At 37.6% G+C, this 17,789-nt stretch carries 16 protein-coding genes and 1 other annotated feature; of the genes, 1 reads left to right on the top strand and 15 read right to left on the bottom strand.

Annotation, left to right across the window (positions count from 1 at the left end; genetic code table 11):
- Nucleotides 1–173: 173 nt before the first annotated feature.
- Nucleotides 174–1,742: a sodium/solute symporter gene (locus ACVYAD_RS00630; protein ID WP_386826861.1), complete on the bottom strand. Its 1,569-nt coding sequence runs from the start codon at nt 1,740–1,742 to the stop codon at nt 174–176.
- 24 nt (nt 1,743–1,766) lie between these two features.
- Nucleotides 1,767–2,102, bottom strand: a complete 336-nt coding sequence (locus ACVYAD_RS00625) for a hypothetical protein (protein ID WP_476423943.1) — start codon at nt 2,100–2,102, stop codon at nt 1,767–1,769.
- Nucleotides 2,103–2,339: 237 nt separating this feature from the next.
- On the opposite strand from ACVYAD_RS00625, the gene ACVYAD_RS00620 reads away from it, so the two are divergent.
- On the top strand, nt 2,340–3,518 hold the full coding sequence (locus tag ACVYAD_RS00620; RefSeq protein WP_476423941.1) for a helix-turn-helix transcriptional regulator: 1,179 nt from the start codon (nt 2,340–2,342) through the stop codon (nt 3,516–3,518).
- Nucleotides 3,519–3,658: 140 nt separating this feature from the next.
- Here the strand turns inward: ACVYAD_RS00620 and ileS are convergent, their stop codons facing one another.
- The 13 genes from ileS to ACVYAD_RS00555 all read right to left on the bottom strand — a co-directional run bounded on the left by ileS (nt 3,659) and on the right by ACVYAD_RS00555 (nt 17,789).
- Complete coding sequence (gene ileS / locus ACVYAD_RS00615) at nt 3,659–6,427, bottom strand: isoleucine--tRNA ligase (protein WP_476423939.1); 2,769 nt, start codon at nt 6,425–6,427, stop codon at nt 3,659–3,661.
- 283 nt (nt 6,428–6,710) lie between these two features.
- Nucleotides 6,711–6,930: a binding site (T-box leader), on the bottom strand.
- A 309-nt stretch (nt 6,931–7,239) separates the two neighbouring features.
- A complete protein-coding gene (locus ACVYAD_RS00610) occupies nt 7,240–7,764 on the bottom strand; it encodes a DivIVA domain-containing protein (protein ID WP_132357526.1) in 525 nt (174 codons plus the stop codon).
- Between the two features lie 95 nt (nt 7,765–7,859).
- Nucleotides 7,860–8,648, bottom strand: a complete 789-nt coding sequence (locus tag ACVYAD_RS00605; RefSeq protein WP_476423937.1) for a YlmH family RNA-binding protein — start codon at nt 8,646–8,648, stop codon at nt 7,860–7,862.
- A gap of 527 nt (nt 8,649–9,175) precedes the next feature.
- Nucleotides 9,176–9,457: a YggT family protein gene (locus ACVYAD_RS00600; protein WP_197141782.1), complete on the bottom strand. Its 282-nt coding sequence runs from the start codon at nt 9,455–9,457 to the stop codon at nt 9,176–9,178.
- A gap of 20 nt (nt 9,458–9,477) precedes the next feature.
- Nucleotides 9,478–9,975 (bottom strand): cell division protein SepF, encoded by a 498-nt coding sequence (locus ACVYAD_RS00595; RefSeq protein WP_349658915.1) that lies wholly within the window; start codon nt 9,973–9,975, stop codon nt 9,478–9,480.
- Nucleotides 9,959–10,663: a YggS family pyridoxal phosphate-dependent enzyme gene (locus tag ACVYAD_RS00590; RefSeq protein ID WP_349658916.1), complete on the bottom strand. Its 705-nt coding sequence runs from the start codon at nt 10,661–10,663 to the stop codon at nt 9,959–9,961. The genes ACVYAD_RS00595 and ACVYAD_RS00590 overlap by 17 nt, the downstream gene beginning before the upstream one ends.
- A 151-nt stretch (nt 10,664–10,814) precedes the next feature.
- Nucleotides 10,815–11,051, bottom strand: coding sequence for a PRC-barrel domain-containing protein (locus ACVYAD_RS00585; RefSeq protein ID WP_079559778.1), 237 nt, complete (start codon nt 11,049–11,051; stop codon nt 10,815–10,817).
- Between the two features lie 586 nt (nt 11,052–11,637).
- Entirely contained in the window at nt 11,638–12,411 is a 774-nt protein-coding gene (gene sigG / locus ACVYAD_RS00580) for an RNA polymerase sporulation sigma factor SigG (protein ID WP_349658917.1), read from the bottom strand.
- A 116-nt stretch (nt 12,412–12,527) separates the two neighbouring features.
- Nucleotides 12,528–13,235 carry an RNA polymerase sporulation sigma factor SigE gene (gene sigE / locus ACVYAD_RS00575; protein WP_049668349.1) on the bottom strand — a complete coding sequence of 236 codons (708 nt, stop codon included), beginning with the start codon at nt 13,233–13,235 and terminating at the stop codon, nt 12,528–12,530.
- Nucleotides 13,236–13,248: 13 nt separating this feature from the next.
- The gene (locus ACVYAD_RS00570; RefSeq protein ID WP_386826867.1) at nt 13,249–14,082 is read right to left on the bottom strand and encodes a sigma-E processing peptidase SpoIIGA; all 834 of its coding nucleotides are present in this window, start codon (nt 14,080–14,082) and stop codon (nt 13,249–13,251) included.
- A 434-nt stretch (nt 14,083–14,516) separates the two neighbouring features.
- Nucleotides 14,517–15,674 (bottom strand): cell division protein FtsZ, encoded by a 1,158-nt coding sequence (ftsZ, locus tag ACVYAD_RS00565; RefSeq protein ID WP_349658919.1) that lies wholly within the window; start codon nt 15,672–15,674, stop codon nt 14,517–14,519.
- 363 nt (nt 15,675–16,037) lie between these two features.
- A complete protein-coding gene (gene ftsA / locus ACVYAD_RS00560; protein WP_349658920.1) occupies nt 16,038–17,321 on the bottom strand; it encodes a cell division protein FtsA in 1,284 nt (427 codons plus the stop codon).
- A gap of 96 nt (nt 17,322–17,417) precedes the next feature.
- Nucleotides 17,418–17,789: a small basic family protein gene (locus tag ACVYAD_RS00555; protein WP_079559774.1), complete on the bottom strand. Its 372-nt coding sequence runs from the start codon at nt 17,787–17,789 to the stop codon at nt 17,418–17,420.

Genomic DNA, 17,789 nt, shown 5'->3' with positions numbered 1-17,789 from the left:
TCCGTCACTCTGGCTGTTCTTTCCGTCGACCTGTTCTCCTTCCGTCCCTCTGACAGTTCTATCCGTTGCCCGCTCTTTTTTCTGCCGTCAACTTCACTTCAATAAAAAAGCTATCGCCATCACTTCATAAGTAATGGCAATAGCTTATCAATTTTTATTCAAATTATATCGTTTTAAGCTGTTTCAGACTCTTTTGAATGCACACGCTTCATGAAATCATTGACATCAGCCGGTACTTTTCGATCTAATAATGACACAATAATAACGGATAAGAATCCTACAGGCACTGTGATGATGCCTGGGATTTTAAATTGTAAGAAGCTTGGTAATGTTCCTGGAAGAAAAATCATCCACATCGATACACCAAGACCAATGAGTAAACCCGCAATTGCTCCTTTTTCTGTCATTCCTCTCCACCAAATACCTAAAATAAATATTGGTGTAAATGTACTCGCCGCAACAGTAAAGGCAAGTGCCACTAAATGGCCAATGGATGCATCCTTAACTAGTAAACCCAATGCTCCATATAAAATACCTAATAAAACGATGGCTACTTTCCCTGCAACTACTCGTTGTTTTTCTGTAATATCCTTTTTCATAACGCTTGCATATAAATCATGGGCTAATGCACCTGAGCTTGTAATAAATAACCCTGATAAATTTGAGAATATGGCCGCAAACGCACCTGCTATGACTAGTCCAAGCAGCCATTTACCTCCTAGTGCAAGTGCTGTTGTAGGAATCACCATATTGTTCCCACCAAGCACTAGATCACGCATGACTTCCTCACTTGCTGTACCCGAGATAAAAATAGAACGACCTACAACTCCTAAATATACTGCTAATAAGAAAAACGTACTGGCAATCCCAATCGCCATCAATGCTGATTTACGAGCCGCCTTCGCACTTGGATTCGTATAGAATCTTAGTAGAATATGTGGCAGACCAATTGTACCTAGCGCTAAACCAATTGTCATACTGATAGTTTGCCAAAATGTTGGGAAATAGAAACCTGTTCCCGTCCAAGCAGCACCATCAAAATTAACATTATTTCCATCTAAGGCATATGGTGATGTTCCTGTAATAGGACCGCTGAATGAATTAATAGCAGCTAAAATCTTATCGTAATGCAAACCACTATACATTGCCGCAATCAACATAACAGCAAACGCTCCAAGACGAATCCAAAGCTCTAAAGCTTGGTTGATTGTTGTTCCTTTCATACCGCCTATTCCTACATAGAAAACCATTACAATACATGTAAAGATAATGCCGAATTCATATGAAGTCCCAAAAAACATACTTAAAATTTGTGCCGCCCCTAATAATTGTGGCGCTGCATAAAAACCAGAAATCGCCAAAACAACAGCTACTGCTACTAGCCGAGCTCGTCTACTATGAAAACGATAAGCTAAAAAATCGGCAACGGTAAATGCCCCAAATCTTCTTAACGGGCCTGCCACAAAAATAGCTAGCAACGTCAATCCGATGGAGAAGCAAAATGCATAGTAAGCACCGTCATACCCTAATTGGAAAGTCAAACCGGCTATCCCGAGAAATGTAGCAGCACTTAAATAGTCTCCCCCAATTGCCGAACCATTTGTAAACCATCCAAAACTGCGTCCCCCAACAAAGAAATCGGATGCTGTTGCATTTCTTTTCGTTAAATACGTAATGTATACAATTGTCCCCATTAAAGCAATAGTCATTAACATCTTCGGTTCTAATAGAGCTTTCATCATTCTACATATCCCCCTTAGCTAAAACTACTTATTCAGTGTTTCGTATTTCTTAAGGCGCTTCTCGTACAATGTTGTATGCACATACGCAATAATAAAAGCCATTACCATCATCACGACGGTTGTCACAAACCATGTTACTGTCATACCGCCCAAAATTTTCTTGAAAGCAAGCTCTGGAGCAAACCAGTTCATAACCGGAATACTAAAAATTAAAATGAAATAAAATACCGTTAAGCTAAAACCTGTAGTAAACTCATCTTTCATAATTTTGTTAGTAGTTGCATCTAGTGGTGGAAGATCCTTAACATCGATAGTTCCAGCTTCCACATATTCATAATCATTACTCCCTACTTCTGCCATATTTCAGCTCTCCCTTCCTGTTTCAGTAAATAATTGTCTGAAATTTCAAATTATTATTTACTACAATTATTTTATTCTATTTAATCTATAAAATAGTTACAAAATACTGCTGTATTAGTACAAAAAAATGCTATTTTAAGTTAAAATATTTTTATTATTCCCTATTTATAATAGAAGGGTGATGTTAGCATTTTAAATATTGTTTGGTACATTGAAAATTCAAATGAACAACAACAAATGAGCTACTGGCTAGATGAGTTCCTGCCCAATACTTTTATTAATTGCGAAGAACCCAAAACAGAGATTTCCGCTATCATTGTCTATGAAATTAACCGTTTATTTGACTGGGTAAAGATAAACCGGTTAAAAAGAAATTATCCTAATAGTATAATTGTCCCTATTGTTGCAGAACACCTTACCTACTCAACTGGTATAGCCATTGAACTAAACTTGACTGCACTTCTCATAAAACCGTTACAGAAAGCAAAATTTCTACGCATTGTTAAAAAGCTTTATACGTCCTATCAAGCAAAACAAGCAAGTACTCTTACAATGCTTGAGTTATCACAGCAAATTTCCCAAGATCATACTTCGCCATTCCGAGAAGCTTTTTTAAAACGACTTATACGTGGAGAGGTTGAAAGTGAGCAGGAAATAATCCAGTCTTCTTCTTTTTTATCGAGGCATTGTATCCCAAATATCGTGTTTTTAATCCAGGGTTATATAGATGTGAATGAAGATCGACCTTACCCTCATGATGCAAGCAGTGTGATCACCAATGTGTTTCACCAAAACTTTGCTAATAAAGTACCTATATCTTTTTTACATTTTGAACGTTATTTACTGTTGCTTATGCGCATTCCTAATGAATACACATCATTTAAGCATTGGTCGGAGGGGGTAGCTTGTTTACTTAAGGTTATTGAAACGTTAAAAAAAGATTATTGCATCCATCTTTTTATGGGGATTGGTGGCGTTTTTCAGGACGCCATGCAAGTAAAGGAATCCTATAGCCAAGCTCGAAAAGCTCGAAGGAAACCTCCTGTTCATAGTATTCATGTACGGTTTTATGAGGATTTAACAAAGCAAGAACAGCTCCAAAAAGCTATTCAATATATCGAGGAGCACTATGATGAACAACTTGCGATCAGTAACGTTGCCAAATACAGCAATTTTAGTGCTACTCATTTTAGCAGATTGTTTAAAAAAGAGATTGGCCGCAATTTTGTTGATTATGTAGCTTTTACACGTATCATAAAGTCACTACCGTATTTGCGAAAATACGATTATACCATTGAAAAGATCTCCTTCATCTGTGGCTTCAACACACCTAATTATTTCAGCCTTACGTTTAAGAAATATGTTGGTATATCCCCAACTGACTACCGCAATACACAAGAAATATTCTTTAAATAGTGCTTCAAATTTCTTAGAAATCACTCCATGACAAAAAAGAATCTGCTAGACCTCAGGTGACAAAATAAAAAACGCAAGCCCCCCATCATCAAGGAGACTTGCGTTATTAATTACATAGAATGCAGATTCTTATTTTTAAATTAAGCGTAATACGTTTCTACAACTTCTGCACAACGCGCGCACACTGTTGGATGTGCTTCATTTGAACCGACTGTTTCAGAAATTGACCAGCAACGCTCACATTTTTCACCTGTTGCTTTTTCTACAACGATCGAAGCATGTTCTAAAGCTAATGCATCTGCTGGCGCAGCTTCTATTGATGCTACTTCAAAGGCAGAAACGATTGAAAGTTGTGCAAAATTAATGCTTGCATCATTTAATAATGCTGCCACATCTTCATTCGCATAAACTGTCACTTTCGCTTCAAGTGATTTACCAATTGTTTTTGCATTACGAGCTTCCTCTAATGCTTTTAAAACATCATCACGAACATCAATAATTTTTACCCATTTCTCACATAGACTTTCGAAGTTTTCATGCTCATCTACCTCTGGGAAGTCTGTTAATTGTACAGATACCTCTTCTACAACACCTTGAGCATGTAAGTAAGACCACATCTCGTCACTTGTATGAGGGATAATAGGTGACATTACTTTTACTAACGTCATTAATGTGTCATAAATAACCGTTTGCATTGCACGACGGTCTTTGTTGTCATGACCTTCGATGTACACAACATCTTTTGCAATATCTAAATAGAATGAAGATAATTCTACAGCAACAAAGTTATTCACTGCATGATACACAGCCGCGAAATCATAGCGATCATATGCAGCACGAACAGTTTTTAAAACATCTTGTAAGCGCATATAAACGTATTGATCCATTTCACGAAGGTCTGCATATGCTACACGATCTTTCGTCGCATCAAAATCAGCTACATTTCCGTGTAAGAAACGGAATGTGTTACGGATTTTTCGATAAACCTCAGAAACTTGCTTCAACATATCCATTGAGATTCGAACGTCTGCTGTATAATCTACAGATGCAACCCATAAACGAAGAATATCTGCTCCGTATTGATCCATCACCTTTTTAGGGATAATGACATTTCCTAAAGACTTACTCATCTTACGACCTTCACCATCTAGAACGAAACCATGTGTTAATAGTCCCTTATATGGTGCATAGCCATTAATAGCTACAGAAGTAATTAATGATGAGTTAAACCATCCACGGTGTTGGTCAGAACCTTCTAAATATAAATCAGCTGGATACTTCATACCACGCTCTACTAGCACACCTTGGTGAGAAGAACCCGAGTCAAACCAAACGTCCATAATATCGTTTTCTTTTGTAAATTCACCGTTCGGGCTACCAGAGTGTGTGAAGCCTTCAGGTAATAATTCTTTAGCTGTTTTTTGGAACCAAATATTTGACCCATGTTCACGGAATAAAGCTGAGATATGAGCAATTGTTTCTGGTGTAATAATTGGCTCTCCATTTTCAGCATAGAAAATTGGAATTGGCACGCCCCATGCACGCTGACGTGAAATTACCCAGTCTCCACGGTCACGGATCATATTATAAAGTCGAGTTTCACCCCAAGCAGGTGTAAAAGTTGTTGATTTTACAGCCCCTAGTAACTCATCACGGAATGCATCAACCGACGCAAACCATTGTGGTGTTGCACGGTAAATAACTGGTTTTTTCGTACGCCAGTCATGTGGATATGAGTGTGTAAAGAAGTTAAGCTTTTCTAAAGCACCTACTTCTTTTAATTTTTCAGTGATTAATTTGTTGGCATCATTATAGAATACACCTTCAAAACCAGGTGCTTCATCTGTATAGCAGCCGCTATTATCAACTGGGCTAAGAATTGGTAGACCATATTGTTTACTAATATGATAGTCATCTTCACCGTGTCCTGGTGCTGTATGAACACAGCCAGTACCCGCTTCAGCAGTTACGTGCTCTCCAACCATTACAAGAGATTCACGGTCATAGAATGGATGCTGTGCAACAACTCGGTCTAACGCTTCACCTTTAACTTCTTGCACAACTTCATATGCTTCCCATTCAAGTTCGTTAGCAACTTTTTCTAATAATTCTTTTGCAATGATGAATTTTTTATCTGCAACTGCCACAACAACATAAATAAATTCAGGGTTTACAGAAATCCCTAAGTTCGCTGGAATTGTCCAAGGTGTTGTTGTCCAAATGATCATTTTAGCATCTGCTGGAACTACACCTTTAGCATCTTTAAGCGCAAAGCTTACATAAATAGAAGGCGATTTAACATCTTGATATTCAATCTCTGCTTCTGCCAGTGCAGATTCAGAAGATGGAGACCAGTAAACTGGTTTTAAACCTTTATAAATATAGCCCTTTTCAGCCATCTTACCGAATACTTCGATTTGACGTGCTTCAAATTCAGGCTTTAATGTAATATATGGATTTTCCCAATCACCACGAACACCTAAACGGCGGAATTGTGTACGTTGGTTGTCAATTTGCTCGTATGCATACTCTTCACATAATTTACGGAATTCAGCAACAGACATTTCTTTACGCTTTACACCTTTGTTCGTAAGTGCTTGCTCAATTGGTAAACCATGAGTATCCCAACCTGGAATATAGTTTACATGATAACCATTCATAGAACGATGACGCGTAATCATATCTTTCAGCACTTTATTTAAAGCGTGACCGATATGGATATCACCATTTGCATATGGAGGTCCATCGTGTAACACATATTCAGGACATCCTTCTGTACGCTCCATCTGCAATTTATTAATGTCCATTTCGTCCCATTTTTCTTGCATCTTCGGTTCATTTGCCGGTAAGTTTCCACGCATTGGGAAATCTGTTTTTGGCATTAATAAAGTATCTTTGTACTCAACCATTTTTCAATTCCTCCTTTATGTTTACAAACAACAATTAAATGCTCATAGGCGCTCATACACTTACGACAGTTATTAGGCTTATCATTATAGCGTGTGGTTGAATTTCCGTTCCGGCTGGGCGCTACATAGAACCATTTCGAGAAATGCCCTCAAGTTCTAGTTATCGGCAAAATCAACACGTTTTAACAATGGATGTATAAGTTCAAACATAGGATTTAGCCATTTCATACTAATAGAGATGAAGCCAACCGTCATTTGAACATAAAAAAGCCTCTCAATCCCTGAAAGGGACGAGAAGCTTATACTCGCGGTACCACCCTAATTGTAGCACAAAATTGTACTACCACTTAAAGCACATTAACGTCGTGCACTACGAAATAACTTACTACATTCAGTTATTTAGCTCCGAAGTGATGTTCATTGTTATTTGTTTGTTTGGGCTCACACTATCCCCAAATCGCTTAACTACGCCTAACAAATACTGTCTTCGTCTTTGCCTGTTTGCATATGTGTTCAAAATAATTACTATTACCATAGTATATGAAAATCATACAATCACGTCAAGTTTCACTTATTGCTTCACAATGTCTACAATATAGATAGAATCAACTATGCCTCGGCATAATTGTGTCGGATTCGGCTTTGTGCTTAGTCCTGCGTGAGGGCCGACACGATGTCGGTCATTTCGGTAATGCCACGTTCTTAGACTGATTCCCTCTATTTCAGCAGGTGTTTGGACACCCACTGAAAAAGCAACTTAACTCGCATTCAACACACAACTTATAGAGGTGGAAGATGAATGCTGAAAAAAGTTAAACTTGATCGGCTTCTTGTGCTTCTTCGACAGATGCTTGAATTTCAGTAAGGTCAATATCATATTGTAGCAAATGATCCCAGTCATCTGCATTTAGTAAATCAAGCTGTGCCTCTACAAGCATTTTAAAACGATTACGGAATACTTTTGATTGCTTTTTCAGCTCATCAATTTCAATTGTCACTTTACGAGCCTTCGTTAAAGCCTCATTGATAATTCGATCAGCATTTTTTTCTGCTTCTTTTACAATCAGTTTAGCTTCTTTTTGAGAATTTCTTCGTACTTCGTCAGCTGCCTCTTGCGCAACAACAATTGACTTTTGTAACGTTTCCTCTAAAGAATTAAAATGTCTCGCTTGTTCTAAGGAAATCTCCAGTTGTCTGTCTACTTCCTTCTTTTCCCGTAACAAAATCTCATAGTCTTTAATAATTTGATCTAAAAATTCATTTACTTCATCTTCAGCGTAACCTCTGAAGGATTTAGTAAACTCCTTATTATGTATATCAATAGGTGATAACGGCATACGATCCTTCTCTCCTTTACATGTACATTCATACTTTCTATTATACAATTGTTCCAACAACTTAGCAGTAAAAATTAATGAAATTTACTTGATTTTCAGCTTTTTTGGGCCAATCGACCGATTTGTAATCGAATTTTATCTTTTTTTGTACGTCCTTCCGTCATCATAATTTTTATTCGACCACTTCCACGTACAGATAAAATGTCTCCTTCTTGTAATTCAAACGCAACTGTATCCCGTTCAGTCCAATTGATACGTACCTTTTTACCTGTAATTAATGCTTGTGCCTTCTGGCGAGAAGTATTTAATACCGTTGAAATAATAACATCTAAACGCATAGAGGAAACAGTATGAGATTCTTCTATCCACTCTTCCTCGTTTTGTAGCAGCGCCTCTGTCTCTTTAATCGATTCTACATGTACCTTTACTTTGCCGATGCCTGTTAAATGTAAGCGTACATATTCCGCTACCTCATTCGCTACTACAAATTGTACTAGATGTTCATTCACACGAATATCACCGAATTTGCCCCGATTCAGCCCTAAAGATAATAAAGCTCCAAGAACATCCGGATGTCGTAGTTGGACAAATTTCACAGGGTATTGAATCGTAAATACGGTAAGCTGAAAATCTTCTTCCACAGGCTCATAATAGGTAGGATAAATCAGCATGCGTTGTCTCTCTGCATTATCAAAGAGCCCAGCATTAGCTGTTTTCAATGTGTCATATTGTCCAATAATCGATGTAACAATAAAACGTTGACGAGGATCTAGAAAATCAGTAAGCTTTGGAGCGTATCGATCCTCTACTTCATGCTGCCAGCTCACAACCTGTTCAATAAAAGGCTGTTCATCTTTTCTAAAATGCTGTATTAAATGCTCCATGTTTACTCCACCTTTATTATCTCTCATTTACTAGCACAATTTTATCGGTATTTTTTGGTTTTATATCAAAAAATATTGGTTATCTTTTTTTGAACATACAAATTAATCAGGGGGCTCTGATTTCCGCTACGGGCTACTCGCTTTCCCGTGGGAGTCGAGTAGCCCTACGCTACAATCAGTAAAATGGGTATATTCTGCAAAATATCCACAAAAAATTGTTATATTTAATAATAGTTGTAGCGGACCCCATCACTCAAATCAACATTACGTTTAAACTAATGCCACCTCAACTTTTAGTGAATAAGTAAAAATATATGTAATTATATTAGGGATGCATTTCATACCAACAATACTTTTTAATTTTAGTATTGTTCCTTAAATTCAGTTAGATTTGCTTTAGTAATGCCCGAACACTAATCTATACTCCTACTTAGGCATTCTAGGAATAATGACAATAAAGCAACCTTTTTTGTTAAATGTAGTATTCCCCATAAATAAAAAATCCCCACCGTTCGTGAGGATTTTTTTTAAATCAACATTTCGTAAATTTTTAAAATAACAATAAACAGCCCTTTTTGAATATAGTTAAGGAGAAATATTGCTACGATAGGTGAAATATCAATCATGCCGATTGGCGGAATAAATTTTCTGAAAATTCCAAGATAGGGTTCACATAATTTTGTTAAAATACGTCCAACTGATGTATTTTGAACAGCAGGCACCCAGGACATTAACACATATGCGACTAGCATTAGTGAGTATACATAAAATGCTATAGACACATACTTCAAGATTAAATAAAATGTCATATAAACTACAATCCTCGCTATTAATTATCGTCTAAAATAAAATTCGAAATTTCGCCAGATACTTCTACATTTTCAGGTGTGCATAGGAAAATGTCTTTACCGATTCTTTGAATATCGCCGCCGAGTGCATACACTGTGCCACTTAAAAAATCAATAATTCGTACACCTTGATCTCGCTCAATTCGTTGTAAATTGACGATCGTTGCACGCCTATTTTTTAAATGTTCTGCAATGTCCTGCGCTTCGGCATAAACTCTAGGTTCAACTAATACAACTTTTGCACCTTTAGAATTCATTGCTGCCTGCAAACTAACAATATTGTTTGTAGGCGTTGTACTCTGCGGAAAAATTTCCTGAACCGGTGCCTTACGCTCCTTCATAACTTTTTTAGGCTTTACCGATTGGATTTGTTGCTGTTGTTGTACGGGTTGCTGCTGTTGAATAGGAGCTTGAGTAATTTCTTCTTCTATTTCTTCCTCAAGATAAAAGAAATTTTTAATTTTATTTTTCATGCTCATCCTGTTCCCCTCTTTCATTTCCAACAAGAGCCGTTCCAACTCGTACAAATGTAGCCCCTTCTTCTACCGCAATTTCAAAGTCATTAGACATGCCCATTGATAACTCGGTACAAGGCGCATGTGCGAATCCTTGCTCGGCTATTTGCTGTTGACATTGTTTTAATTGCTTAAAAACAGAGTGAATAATTGTATCCTCATCAGTATTCGGTGCCATCGTCATTAAACCAACAACTTGAACTTTCGTAAAACTTTTTAATGATTCAATAAAAGGGAGGACTTCTTCAATCGATAAACCATGTTTTGACTCTTCGCCCGATACATTAACTTGTACAAAGCATTTAACAGGTTTGTCTGCTCTTTTTTCAATTTCTTGCGCTAAACTTAAACGATCTAGTGAATGTAAATAATCGATACTGTTAATGACCTGTTTGACCTTACGTGTTTGTAAAGAACCGATATAATGCCAATGTACATCAGCTTGAATCGCTTCAGTTTTACGATTTAAGCCTTCTGGACGGTTCTCTCCTAAATGAATAAGGCCTGCATCAATTGCTTCTTGTGTTCTTTCTACAGAAACTTCTTTTGTCACTGCAATAATTTGAACTTTCTCTGCTTCACGATTTGCACGTTTTTTTGCTGCTTGTATAAGATCATTAATTTTCTTCAAATTTGTTAAGATTTTTGTCAATGTTTTTCCCAACTTTACAACAATAGTTTCTTATATTGTAACAAGCAATGCTTGAATTATCAATGAATAGCCTGACCTATGTGAAAGTACATTTTACCCTGGCAACGCTTTAAAATGCTTAGATTTTTAATATGCATAATAATTTTGTCTTTTAGGATATTGCTTTTACTAAAATGACATCCTTTCCAACTACAAGTACATCTTTCATATACACTTTCCTAACCGATTCTTCCCCGCGAAAAAGCCCTAAATATTTTCGGGGCTCTGCAATCATAAAAGCCGTTACATAGCCTGTTTCTTTGGATACCTCTGCATCTACCACAAATCCTAAAAAGCGTCCGTTCCCTGCTTCAATTACTTCTTTTTGCTGTAACATCGAGAAACGCATTTTATCCCTCCTAAATCAATTACTCTCAACATCGTTTTTATCTCAACAAACTATGTTTTCTCTTTATATTTATGTGTTTATTGTTGGTTAAATGAAAATGAAATGATCAAGTAATCTCTCTTTGGCAAAACGAAGGGGCGATTTCCGTTTCAGGCTACTCGCTTTCCTGCGGGCGAGCGTCGAGCCGCTTCCTTCGCTACGCTTCGTGCAGGGTCTCGCTGTCTCGCTTTCCCACTGGAGTCGAGTAGCCTTCCACTCCAATCAGCGATGGCGTAGAATTTCAATAGTGGACGGTATAACAACAAACCTTAAGTTAACACTTCGCCTTCGCATAGACAAAACCCTTTTGCTAAAGTTCGTTTTATCACTTAAATTATAGCGATTGGAAGGGGATACATGCTATATGAATTTGTTGATCTTCGTTACGACTGGGCGACTCCTTGGGGATTAGCAATAGAGGAGCGAAGGCTAAAAGCACCCAGTCGGAACGGAAATCGCCCCCTCGTCTTGCTGAGGGGCCCTACTTAATTTATACCATTGACATAAATTAAAATGCGCACCGAGAACTCGGGTGCGCATTGTGTTTTTACTTATAATCTTTCTGCATTGTTTCAATTGCATTTTTTTCTAGACGTGAAATTTGCGCTTGAGAGATCCCCAATTCTTTTGCAATTTCAGTTTGTGTCTCACCGTAATAAAAACGCTTTGCAACAATCATTTGTTGACGATCATCTAACTTTTGTAAACTTTCCTTTACCGACACGTAGGCTACCCATTGATCTTCTGATACATCATCATCACGTAATTGATCCATCATATAAACAGCGTCTCCGCCGTCTGAATAAATAGGCTCCTGTAAGGAAACTGGATCTTGAATGGCATCTAAAGCAAATAAAACATCTTCCTTTTTCATGTCAATCATATCAGCAATTTCTTCAATCGTTGGTTCTCGTAAATTATCGGTTATCCATTGCTCTTTTGCCTGCATTGCCTTATATGCAATATCTCTTAGAGAGCGAGAAACACGCAATGCATGATGATCACGCAGATGGCGACGAATTTCACCTATGATCATTGGCACAGCATATGTTGAAAATCGTACATTATGCTTCAAATCAAAATGATCAATGGCTTTCATGAGGCCAATACAGCCTACTTGAAATAAATCATCTGCCTGTTCACCCCTATAGGCAAATCTACCGACAATACTGAGCACTAACCTTAAATTGCACATTACAAGCTCTTCCCTAATCTCAGTTTCTCCAGCTTGTAAACGAATAAATAGTTCCTTCATTTCCTCGTGCTTTAAAATTGGCAAAGTCGATGTATCTAAGCCGCAAAGATCTACTTTAGTTCGCATATATTCGATTCCTCCGGATGTTATTCTCTGACTAAACCGTTACATCAGTTTGTCCGAGAGAAACGAGAATATGCACAAAAGCTACGACCAATTTTAGGTAGGGTAAATTTCCCTCTCTAAGAAATTGGTTGATTCAAATTTTCACGTAGATCTTGAATAATTTTCTTCTCTAATCGGGAAATATATGATTGTGAAATACCTAAATGATCAGCAACTTCTTTTTGAGTCATTTCAATTTTTCCATTGAGGCCAAAACGACATTCCATAATATATCTTTCACGCGCGCCTAGTAAATTAATCGCATGAAACATATGTTGACGCTCAATTTTCTTCTCTACATTGTCTAAAATAATATGCTCTTCCGTTCCTAAAATATCAGACAATAACAATTCATTTCCATCAGCATCTGAGTTTAATGGTTCATCTAATGAAACTTCACCCTTCATGCGACTTGTTTTACGTAAATGCATCAAAATTTCATTTTCAATACAACGTGATGCGTATGTGGCAAGCTTAATATTTTTATCAGTATTGAACGTTTCAATCGCCTTAATTAAACCGATTGAGCCAATACTTATTAAATCCTCAATCGGTGTTCCCGTATTATCAAAACGTCTAGCAATATAAACAACAAGACGCAAATTACGTTCAATTAGTGTATCTCTAGCTCTTAAATCACCATTCATAAAGGATGCAATGACTGTAACTTCTTCTTCTCGACTTAATGGCACTGGCAATGAATCATTTCCCCCTATATAGTACGTTTCACGACTCCGAAACTTACTCCAAAATTTTTTCAAGCTAGCAAGTAGCCTAAGAAGCAATAGTTCTCCCCCTCTATGAGTTATTTGAAAGCGCTGAAAAATGTAAAATTGCTGCTGTGCTGTGCGGAAAATTTTTAGCCTTTTTTGTTAATACGATATATTCATTCGTTTTCACTTGTGAGTGCTCCCCTTTTATATGCCACTCATCAAAGCGGAAACCTAGTACAACCGACTGCTGTTGCACTGTATTGACATGAATAAATCGAATATAACGCTGATAATCTTCTGAAAACATGGATACATTATACGGATCAGTTTCTTGCCATTCTATCAATGATTTGCAGAATGCTGCAGGTAAATGTGAGCGTAATGCTGCATAAGAGACAAAGTGAACAGGTTTTCCTGATAGTGGCTCAATTGCTTGATTCCCTGTATCTACAAATGCAGAAAGTGGTATCGTGATATCAAAAATTTTTAAATTCGTATCAAACACAAACTGACCACTTAACCGCTCAAGCTTTACAAATCCCCATTGCTTATAAAAAGCAGCAAGGTTACCAACTGCTAATAGTAGGCAAATAATTATAAAATGGACAGCAGAAAGATTTTTTAAATACGGTTGTAACGCTGTTAATAATCCACCAATAATGATTGTTGCTGTTAAAACAATCGGTCCTTGCTTCTGAAAGCTTCGAATCTTAAAGCGAAAAGCTATGCCGATTAGTAAGATAAAGCTCAGTATTGTCATTAACAGCATTTGACCACCTATTACAGCTACAAAACTACTACATATAGAACTCATTAATAATCTCGTGTTCTTTACAAAAACCCCTGTTACTCTCGCTGTAAACGTAAGTATCGCTAGATTAAAAAGTGTATTAATGAGCACCAGCCATTCTCCATACATAACAGCCGCCTCCTACTTACAAAGTTAGCATGTTACACCCACAAATATTGTCAAACAATCGCATCATTTCATAAAAATGTTTTGACAAAATACATCCTTTCCTTACACATTTGAACATAATTAATTTTTAAGTCACTGGAAATATCAATGAAATAATGCTGTCATATTAAATGAAGTATATGTTTTTTTGCAAAACGAGAGGTTGATTTCCGTTCCGACTGGGCACTTTGTTTTTGTGTGAAAGTGTACTCTTAACGGAGTGACAGTGACAACACAATGAAGGAAACGGCTCGATGCTCGCCACTGAGGAAAACGAGTAGCCTGGAACAGATAAAGAGGCAACAACATTCATAACATAATAGTTTTCAACAACACAAAAAAGCTCGTATTTCACATAATGTAAAATACGAGCTTTATAAAGTTTGGATGCTGACTTATCCGCGATTTTTACGATTGCGTAAAAATGCCGGTACTTCAAGCGTGTCATCCTGTACATAATTTTGTTGATTTTGACGTGGTAGTTCTTGCTGCACATGCACTTCTTGACGTTGCTCACGGATCGGAGCTTGCTGTTGTTGCGTAGCTTGTCTATTTGCATTTAACGTCGGTCGTGGAGCATTACGCTGTTGCTGTAAAGCTTCCTCTGAGAAGCCAGTTGCAATTACTGTCACAATAATTTCATCTTTTAGATTTTCGTTAATAACAGAACCGAAAATCATATTTACTTCTTCATCTGATGCTGATGCTACAATATCTGCAGCCTCTTGTACTTCAAATAGGCTAAGATTTGATCCACCAGTAATGTTCATAAGGACACCTTTAGCGCCATCAATTGATGATTCAAGTAATGGACTTGAAATTGCTTTTTTAGCCGCTTCTGCAGCACGATTTTCACCTGTAGCAATACCAATACCCATTAACGCTGAACCTTTGTTAGACATAATTGTTTTTACGTCTGCAAAGTCTAAGTTAATAAGACCTGGCGTTGCAATTAAATCTGAAATACCTTGTACACCTTGTCGTAAAACATTATCTGCTTCACGGAATGCTTCTAGCATTGGTGTAGATTTATCGACAATTTGTAATAACTTGTCGTTCGGAATAACGATTAAAGTATCAACAGACTCTTTCATGCCACCGATACCACCGATAGCTTGTGTTTGTCGTTTGCGACCTTCAAACGTAAATGGACGAGTTACAACACCAACTGTAAGGGCTCCTAGATCGCGAGCAATTTGTGCGATTACTGGCGCGGCACCAGTACCAGTTCCTCCGCCCATTCCAGCTGTAACGAATACCATATCTGCACCACGAAGAACTTCCTCTAATTGTTCACGGCTCTCTTCTGCAGCTTTTTTCCCTACTTCAGGATTAGCACCTGCACCTAATCCACGTGTAAGTTTTGTACCAATTTGTAGCTTAATTTCTGCCTTCGATAAATTTAAGGCCTGTGCATCTGTGTTTACTGCGATAAAGTCAACACCTTGTACACCATGTTCTATCATTCGATTGACAGCGTTGTTACCGCCGCCACCAACACCAATGACTTTTATTACTGCAAGTTGATCAACACTTGTATCAAATTCTAACATTTCTTTTTCCTCCCACGGTAACTCGACTCTGTATCATTCATTACGCATTCAAGATCAATTATGCCTCGGTATAATTGCGTCCGGAATCGGCTTTGTGCTTAGGCCTGCACGAGGGCCGACACGATGTCGGTCATTTCGGTAATGCCACAGGACGTGGCGTTTTTACCGATGCAGGTCAGTTAGCCGTTATCGCATGGATGCGATGATCTTAGGCTAACATCCCCTAAGAACTCATTTCCGATTCCGTGACATCCGCCGGAGGCATTAACTTCTTTCAGCAGGTGTTTGGACATCTGCTAAAAGTAGCTTAAATCCGCATTCATTTCACCACCTATAGAGGTGGGAGACTTCAGCTGAAAGAAGTTAATCAAAAAACTTATCAAATAATTTTTTTGCTCTTCCGATTACGCTTCCTTTTGGTTCTGAAGGTGTAGCATATTCTTGCTTTTTAGGTGTGGCTGCAGGAGATCCTACAACTGCATATTCAATAGGTTGCGTATTAGCACTTTTTCCATAAAAATCATCTTCTAAATAGGCGTAACGAATAAGTCCAACTGCCGTCGTAAATGAAGGCTCTCTAACGCCAATATAGTCAGGTGTATATATTCTAACACGAGTTTGCAGAATCTGACGTGCCAGTTGAGCAATACCGTCAAGCTTTGCAACGCCTCCAGTCAAAACAACACCACCTGGTAAATCTCTAACACCTAGACGGGCTAACTCGTCAATGACTAATTCAAATAATTCTTCCAAACGAGCGCCAATTATTTCTGAAATATAGCGCTGGCTGTACTGATCTGTTGAATCTGTCCCTACAACCGGTACTTCGAAGAGTTCTTCATCAGATGCATCATCATAATAGGCATGTCCAAATTGATGTTTAATTTGCTCTGCCTGTTCTGTTGGTGTTTTTAAGACGATTGAAATATCTTTTGTAATATGATCGCCACCAATTGGAATGACACCTGTATGTGTTAATAATCCCTCTTCAAATACTGCGATAGTAGTTGAACCGCCTCCTAGATCAACAAACGCGGTTCCTTGGTTTTTTTCATCCTCCGATAATGCAAAAAAACCTGCGGCTAATGGTTGCAAATATATTTCTCGAATGCTTAGACCTGCACGTTCTACACAACGTAGAACATTGTGTAAAAGTGTTTTTGAAGTAGTAATCATTGTGGCATCCATTTCTAAACGGATGCCAATCATGCCTCGTGGATCTTTAATCTCATCTAAATTATCCACAATAAACTGTCTTGGAATAATATTCACTAATTCACGTTCAGGAGGTATTGACATGACTTGTGCAGATTCTACTACTCTATCTAAATCATCATCTGTAATTTCTCTATTTTCACTATTTACAGCGACTACACCTTTAACCAGCTGTAACATCGTCTGGTTAGCTGGAACACCTAAAACGACTTCATTAATTTGATATCCTGTCATTCGTTCAGCTTGATCTATTGCTTTTCGAATTGATTGAACTGTTGCATCAATATCAACAATCGCACCTTTTCGAACTCCATTCGATTTTACATTTCCGACCCCAATTACATGTAACTGACCGTCGCTCATTTCACCTATTAATACCTTGATAGAGGAAGATCCTATATCAAGAGAAATATATAAATCTTGCTGATTCAATTCGCTGCACCTCCTCGAAAAAATGCTCTTATTCTCATTCTATTGTAAATTCGGCATAATGTCTAAGCAAATCGAGCATTTAGCTCAACTTTTCTCTCATTCTATGGAATTTTTGTTCCTTTTGTGACGTTTCTCATCTATCTTAGTTAGTAAAATACGCCTAATTATTGCTATATTCTGGAACAAACGTACTCCGAAAGCGAAAATGGCCGCTAAATACAAATCTATTCCTAAATACACACCTAAAAAGGCTAATCCCGCTGCCAGAATTATATTAAAAAAGAATCCAGATACAAATACTTTATCGTCATATACTTGCTGTAATTGAGCACGAATACCGCCAAATAATGTATCTAAGGCTGCTAAAACAGCTATTGACAGATAATTTTCATAAATAGAGGGTATTTGCATATTTGTTAACAAGCCAAGGGCAAGTCCAAATATCAAACCTAGAAATGGTAGCCACAT

Source organism: Lysinibacillus sp. G1-3, assembly GCF_056322905.1.
Note: the sequence above shows the minus strand (reverse complement) of the source record. Positions and strands in the feature narration are given on the sequence as shown.

Coding starts and splice junctions, on each gene's coding strand:
- ACVYAD_RS00630 (WP_386826861.1), bottom strand. CDS start 1,742: ATGATGAAAGCTCTATTAGAACCGAAGATGTTAATGACTATTGCTTTA.
- ACVYAD_RS00625 (WP_476423943.1), bottom strand. CDS start 2,102: ATGGCAGAAGTAGGGAGTAATGATTATGAATATGTGGAAGCTGGAACT.
- ACVYAD_RS00620 (WP_476423941.1), top strand. CDS start 2,340: ATGAGCTACTGGCTAGATGAGTTCCTGCCCAATACTTTTATTAATTGC.
- ileS (WP_476423939.1), bottom strand. CDS start 6,427: ATGGTTGAGTACAAAGATACTTTATTAATGCCAAAAACAGATTTCCCA.
- ACVYAD_RS00610 (WP_132357526.1), bottom strand. CDS start 7,764: ATGCCGTTATCACCTATTGATATACATAATAAGGAGTTTACTAAATCC.
- ACVYAD_RS00605 (WP_476423937.1), bottom strand. CDS start 8,648: ATGGAGCATTTAATACAGCATTTTAGAAAAGATGAACAGCCTTTTATT.
- ACVYAD_RS00600 (WP_197141782.1), bottom strand. CDS start 9,457: ATGACATTTTATTTAATCTTGAAGTATGTGTCTATAGCATTTTATGTA.
- ACVYAD_RS00595 (WP_349658915.1), bottom strand. CDS start 9,975: ATGAGCATGAAAAATAAAATTAAAAATTTCTTTTATCTTGAGGAAGAA.
- ACVYAD_RS00585 (WP_079559778.1), bottom strand. CDS start 11,051: ATGCGTTTCTCGATGTTACAGCAAAAAGAAGTAATTGAAGCAGGGAAC.
- sigG (WP_349658917.1), bottom strand. CDS start 12,411: ATGCGAACTAAAGTAGATCTTTGCGGCTTAGATACATCGACTTTGCCA.
- ACVYAD_RS00570 (WP_386826867.1), bottom strand. CDS start 14,082: ATGTATGGAGAATGGCTGGTGCTCATTAATACACTTTTTAATCTAGCG.
- ftsZ (WP_349658919.1), bottom strand. CDS start 15,674: ATGTTAGAATTTGATACAAGTGTTGATCAACTTGCAGTAATAAAAGTC.
- ACVYAD_RS00555 (WP_079559774.1), bottom strand. CDS start 17,789: ATGTGGCTACCATTTCTAGGTTTGATATTTGGACTTGCCCTTGGCTTG.